The organism is Flavobacterium sp. (assembly GCF_049590715.1).
In the GTDB taxonomy this organism is placed as follows: domain Bacteria; phylum Bacteroidota; class Bacteroidia; order Flavobacteriales; family Flavobacteriaceae; genus Flavobacterium.
In genome coordinates, this window is record NZ_JBAWDL010000191.1 from 1 (window position 1) to 5,728 (window position 5,728).

Consider the following 5,728-nt stretch of genomic DNA (forward strand, 5'->3'; position numbering starts at 1 on the left):
GAAGAACAAGGCTCTATCAAATCAATACTAAAATTGAATATTAAGCATTTAAAAATTAAATTCTATTCGCTTTAAATATTATCTATTGGAAAAATAAATCCAAACAATCCACTTTTAAAATGAAAAATAAATTCAAATTTTACTCGCTTTTAATTTCATTGATAGGTATTGTTTCAATCAATGCCCAATCCTTTAAATCAGATTTTGACAAGACAATTGACAGTATTAATAGAATTATCAAAGCAAACAAGCTTGCATATTATAACAGCGGTTATATAACCAAAATCAGTGTGACAGAACAAGGAATAGTTCATTTTACAGACAGTATTCCCAAACCCGAAATTCCAACTGCAACTGCAACTGCAACAACAAAACGTGAATTTATATCCGATTGCTGTCCTCGAAAAAACTCAAGAACATTGCATTTATTTGCCATAAAAGAATGGAGTATTCATTTCCCTTATCTTTATCTAAAAGATGAAAACAACGAGACTTTTGCTAAGTTTTTAGGTTTTAGAAAACCTGATTTAGAAAAGTTAAAAGATCAGTTTAATAAACTTACTGCTTTGTGCAAGGAAAAATCAACAACAAAATAAAAACTATGAAAAAATTAATCACAATTTTTTTATTAACAATTTGCTCAACAGTAACAATAGCCCAAAATAAAAAAGAGTTAACCAAAGAAGAAATTGTAAAGTTTTTGCAAAATAAATTTGATGAAGCTAAAGAAGAATACCTCTTTGATGACTATGGTTCAAAAACATTTATTAAGAGCTTATCCATAGGATATTCCTACTTCACATTAAATATTAAAGTAGTAAGCAGAATAAAAGATTCTATATCTTCAGCTCAAGCTACTTGGAGTGATTGGGAAAATGTAGCGTATTATGATTTCAATCCAAAGGATATAATAGCCATTACTGATGTAGTACAAATTAATAAACAGATTATAGGCTATTTACAAATAAAATTTGCTTCTAAAAATTGCAGGTCATCCAGTGAAATTAATAAAGTTATAAAATCACCCCAAACAGACAGTTTGGAACTCATGCCTTTGAAAATAAGTGATGATAACCGACAATTTATCCAATATATAAAGATTCCCTATAGCAAGTCTGATCCAGAAAATTTTAATAAATTAAAAGGTGCTTTTGAGTATCTGAAAAAATTATCGCTCCAATATGAAGACTCATTTGGCAAATGAAGCTTAAAAAATGAAAGCCTTTAAAAACAAGGAGAATGAATAAAAAAGAAAAAATAATGAAAAAACACCTATTTATTGGCTTGATGCTTTTCATTTCGGCTAACACATTCGCTCAAATTGATAAAATAATTGGCGATTGGGTAGAAAAGAAACGTATACAAATAGATACCACATCTAGCGGAAGAGATATAATGAATCAAGATCCTGATGCTTATCGAAAAGGCTATAAAAAACTGAGTTCAGAATATGTTGATTTAGGCGATCGTTACCCACTAGAAGGCTTTGAGTTAAAAATAACCATTACAAAAGAACAAGATTTCTTTTGGGCTATTGATGAAAATAAATTCATGCAAAGAATAGCCTATGATTCGGCGAGTAAAAATTATTCTATAACCATTCCTGATTATTTTAATCATATAAACTTAATTGTTAAATATGATGAAGTTTCTAATAAATTACAATTCATAAAACCAGTACCTGGAGAGATATACATTTTTTATGAATTTGAAAGAAAAAAATGAACGTCTTAAATAACTAGAAAGATGACTAAATTTTCAACTATTGAAAAACAAAAAATCAACATAGAATGATGTCAGAGAGCTTATCAGTGCTAGAAACCTTATCAAGATCAGAAATATTATCATTCCTGACAAGTGTTTTATTATTTCTCTTCATTTTGTGGTATACGGCCTATTTTTTCAATATGAGAAGAAAATTCCTAAAACAAAAACGAGAAGAAAAGAATGGTTCCCTTTTAAATTCTACAGCGTCAATGAGCACAATTGTTAAAAAATTATCAGAAGAAAAACTGAAAGAACGCGCTATCAATGCGAGCAAGATAATTGATAAAGGTGAGGACGAAATGACTTATGTTATTGATTTACCATCGGATATTAAACTCATAGAAACCGAAACTTGTTTATTAATTAGAGGTTTTGTAGAAAGCATTGCTAAAATTTGCTTAGATTTTGCTGCTATGGAACAACTTCCAGAAGGATATTGTGTAACACTGGGCAATTGGAAATTATTTGTTTTAGAAGACTTTCCGCAAAGTAGTCGGGACGATAAAATTATTGTAATGCCTGCTGATCATTGGCTTTTTTTGAGCTGTAAATTAAGAGATAGTATTCATGGTCATGATTTTCATCCTTATAACTATATGTATGAACCTTTTTCCTTCAAGAGAGTATTAGAATATGGCATTGGAGTTGAAGCAACAGATTATACCGAATTTAATAGAGACAGACTTTGAAAAAACAAAACTATTATGACTTTCAAACAAGTTTTGAAACCTGTAACCCAGTATTTCAATAAAAATCAACATTTACAGTCACTTTAATAGCTTTATATTGAGGTACCGCATCAAAACTATTCAGAATTTTTTGAATAGTTTTTTTTGTGCCATTAACTGAAATTACTTGCGGTATTTTAATCATTATGGTACGTATATACTCATTTCTGATTCGATTGATTGCAGGTTCTTCTGGGCCTAACACAGGAATTTTCAAATTTTGAACTAAAACCTGATACAACCAGGTTGAACCTTCTTTTAGTTTATCATAATCCCTTTGTTTTAAAGTCAATTTGACAATCCTAAAATAGGGCGGATAATAGTATATCTTTCGATCATACAATTGCTCATTGTACATCCCTAAGTAATCATTCCTAGTAACCTGTTGGATTGTATTGTGATTGGGATTATAGGTTTGAATTACCACTCTCCCTTGCTTGCTTGACCTACCTGAACGTCCTGCCACTTGTGTCATCATTTGGAAACTTCTTTCAAAAGCTCTAAAATCAGGATGAAACAACATATTGTCAGCATTCATTATCCCCACCAAACTCACATTATCAAAATCTAAACCTTTGGCTAACATTTGAGTACCCACAAGAATTTCAATTTCTCTATTTTTAAAACTATCAATGATTTTTTCGAAACCAAATTTCCCACGAGTCGTATCCTGATCCATTCGACCTATTTTACTATTGGGAAAAAGTTGTACTAACTCTTGCTGAATTTGTTCTGTACCAAAACCTTTAGTAGTTAAATCAATACTAGAACAACTATGACAGTTCGTTGGCTTCGCAATAGAATACCCACAATAATGGCATCTCAATTGGTTTTTATGTTTATGATAGGTCAAACTCACATCACATTGTTGGCATTGGGGAACATGACCACAAGTCATACATTCCAGTAAAGGGGAGTATCCTCTCCTATTTTGAAATAGAATCACTTGCTCACCTAAGGAAATCGCATTGGTGATTCGCTCAATTAAAACGTCACTAAAATGACCCGACATTCTTTTGCGAAAGTATTTATCCTTCAAATCGACTAATTCAATCTCTGGCATCATCACTTTCCCATAGCGTTCTTTGATCGTTGCTAAACCATATTTCCCAGACTGTGTATTATAATAAGTTTCTAAACTTGGTGTTGCTGAACCTAACAAAACTTTTGCCTGATATAAGTTAGCCAAAACTATTGCTGCATCTCGAGCGTGATAACGTGGCGCAGGATCCATTTGTTTAAATGTTTGCTCATGTTCTTCATCTACAATCAACAAACCCAAATCTTGAAAAGGTAAGAATAACGAAGAGCGAGAACCAATCACAATCTGAGCTTTGGCAACATTTTGCAACACTTGATTCCAAGTTTCTACTCGTTCGTTATTATTGTATTTCGAATTAAAAACAGCGATTTTATCTCCAAAATAAACTCGCAATCTACTTACTAATTGTGTACTCAAAGCGATTTCAGGTAACAAATACAAGACTTGCTTACCTGTTGCAATACAATCTTCGATTAGTTTGATATAAATTTCCGTTTTTCCACTTGAAGTAACACCGTGCAAAAGACAAACCTCTTTTTCTACGAAGGATTCCTTAATGGTATCAAAAGCCGTTTGCTGTGCTTCGCTCAATATAATTTTATCATCACTTGATTTTCCTCCAAACTGCACTCTGTCTTCTTGAATGAAATACTCTTCAAATATTTCTTTTTCGATCAATGCTTTTACAATTGAAGTACTACCGGCAACTTCCGTTAACTTCTTAACTGCGATAGGTTTTTTTTCAACTGCACTTAATTGAAAATATGCTAGAACAACTTCCTTTTGCTTGTTGGCATTTTTTAATAATTCGAGTAACATTCCTAAACCTTCATCCGAATCATATTTAGAATGTAACCGAATGTATCGAACCAGTTTTGGCTTATAAGTTTCCTGAATTTCCTCTTGAAGTACGATAATATTTTTATCAATCATTTTTTGAATGACTGGAAAAATTGTCTTTTTATTTAGGATAGCACTAATCTCTTGAATCTTTAATAGCGATTGTATTTGCAAAGCTTGATACACTAAATATTCTTCATCTGTAAGTTGACTTTCATCTACAAAAACTCCTTCTTTCGAAATAATTTGTGTTTCGCTTTCTAATAAAAAAGCGGATGGCATCGCCGCTCGATACACATCGCCAATTCCACACATATAATAGGTTGAAATCCATTGCCAATGCTTGATTTGTTTTTCGGTAACAATCGGTTTTTCATCTAGAATTTGTTCTATTTCCTTGGCTTCATATAAAGTGGGTTGGTTTTGATGGATTTCGATTACTAGAGCCGTGTAAATTTTACTTTTGCCAAAAGGAACGGCAAGACGCATTCCTTTTTGAATGTAATGATACTCCTCCTCCGAAACACTATAGGTAAATGTTTTAGCAAGTGAAAGCGGTAAAATTACTTCAACAAAAAAAGGCATTTATTTAGAATTTAATTTATTATAATTTAAAAAGAGATTTGGTAGTAAAAGACAACTTTAATCGTCTATTTCAATATTCTTTTTGTTGTTTTCTTTTGTCAACTTATCTATTGTAGCGTTCAGTTCAAAACCTAACAACAAAATCATACAGTTGATCCAAATATAAAACATAACAATCAACAACGTTCCTATAGAGCCATACAATTCATTATACTTAGAAAAATGAATCACCCAAACTCCAAAAAAATAAGAAATTACAATCGTCAAAACCGTTGTAAATACAGAGGCTACGGATATAAATGCTCCTTTGTATTTGTGTTTTGTTCCAAATTTAAATAAGATCGAAGTAGTAATTAAAACCATCAATATCAAAAAGACATACCTTCCTAAAATAATCATCGGAATACTATCACTCAAAATATCTTGAACAGCTTTTAATTGAATCACAACTTCAAAAACTACTATAATTGCCACGGTAACAATCAGTAAAAAAGACAAAAATAACGACATCCCAAGCGCAACTAAATATTGCTGAAAAAAACCTCGTTTAACTAAGACATGGGATGATTTTTCAAATCCTCCTAAAATTGCATTTAACCCATTAGCCTGCAAAAAAATAGACACAATAAAACCCGTTGACAACAACCCAGAATGACTGTTCGTCAAAATATCATTAATAATATTTTCAATAGCCGAATACGTGTTAGGAGGTACACCATCGGCTACAAATTTTAAAAAATCTTGTTGAAATCCTTCAATAGGAATA

6 protein-coding genes are annotated in these 5,728 nt (G+C 31.5%); 4 read left to right on the forward strand and 2 right to left on the reverse strand.

Translation table 11 applies throughout. The annotated features are described in order from the left end of the window. Window positions 1-119: 119 nt before the first annotated feature. The 4 genes from WBQ70_RS08630 to WBQ70_RS08645 all read left to right on the forward strand — a co-directional run bounded on the left by WBQ70_RS08630 (window position 120) and on the right by WBQ70_RS08645 (window position 2,456). Window positions 120-596, forward strand: a complete 477-nt coding sequence (locus tag WBQ70_RS08630) for a hypothetical protein (protein WP_423912954.1) — start codon at window positions 120-122, stop codon at window positions 594-596. 5 nt (window positions 597-601) lie between these two features. Further along, window positions 602-1,204, forward strand: a complete 603-nt coding sequence (locus WBQ70_RS08635) for a hypothetical protein (RefSeq protein ID WP_423912957.1) — start codon at window positions 602-604, stop codon at window positions 1,202-1,204. 35 nt (window positions 1,205-1,239) lie between these two features. After that, window positions 1,240-1,725, forward strand: coding sequence for a hypothetical protein (locus WBQ70_RS08640; protein ID WP_423912958.1), 486 nt, complete (start codon window positions 1,240-1,242; stop codon window positions 1,723-1,725). Window positions 1,726-1,976: 251 nt separating this feature from the next. Continuing rightward, the gene (locus WBQ70_RS08645; RefSeq protein ID WP_423912961.1) at window positions 1,977-2,456 is read left to right on the forward strand and encodes a hypothetical protein; all 480 of its coding nucleotides are present in this window, start codon (window positions 1,977-1,979) and stop codon (window positions 2,454-2,456) included. Window positions 2,457-2,511: 55 nt separating this feature from the next. On the opposite strand, the gene priA is transcribed toward WBQ70_RS08645, so the two are convergent. Together priA and WBQ70_RS08655 are read right to left on the reverse strand one after the other, a co-directional pair. Continuing rightward, window positions 2,512-4,962, reverse strand: a complete 2,451-nt coding sequence (gene priA, locus WBQ70_RS08650; RefSeq protein ID WP_423912964.1) for a replication restart helicase PriA — start codon at window positions 4,960-4,962, stop codon at window positions 2,512-2,514. Between the two features lie 57 nt (window positions 4,963-5,019). Next, window positions 5,020-5,728 (reverse strand): YihY/virulence factor BrkB family protein (locus WBQ70_RS08655; protein ID WP_423912967.1); only part of this gene is annotated, 709 nt, incomplete at its 5' end.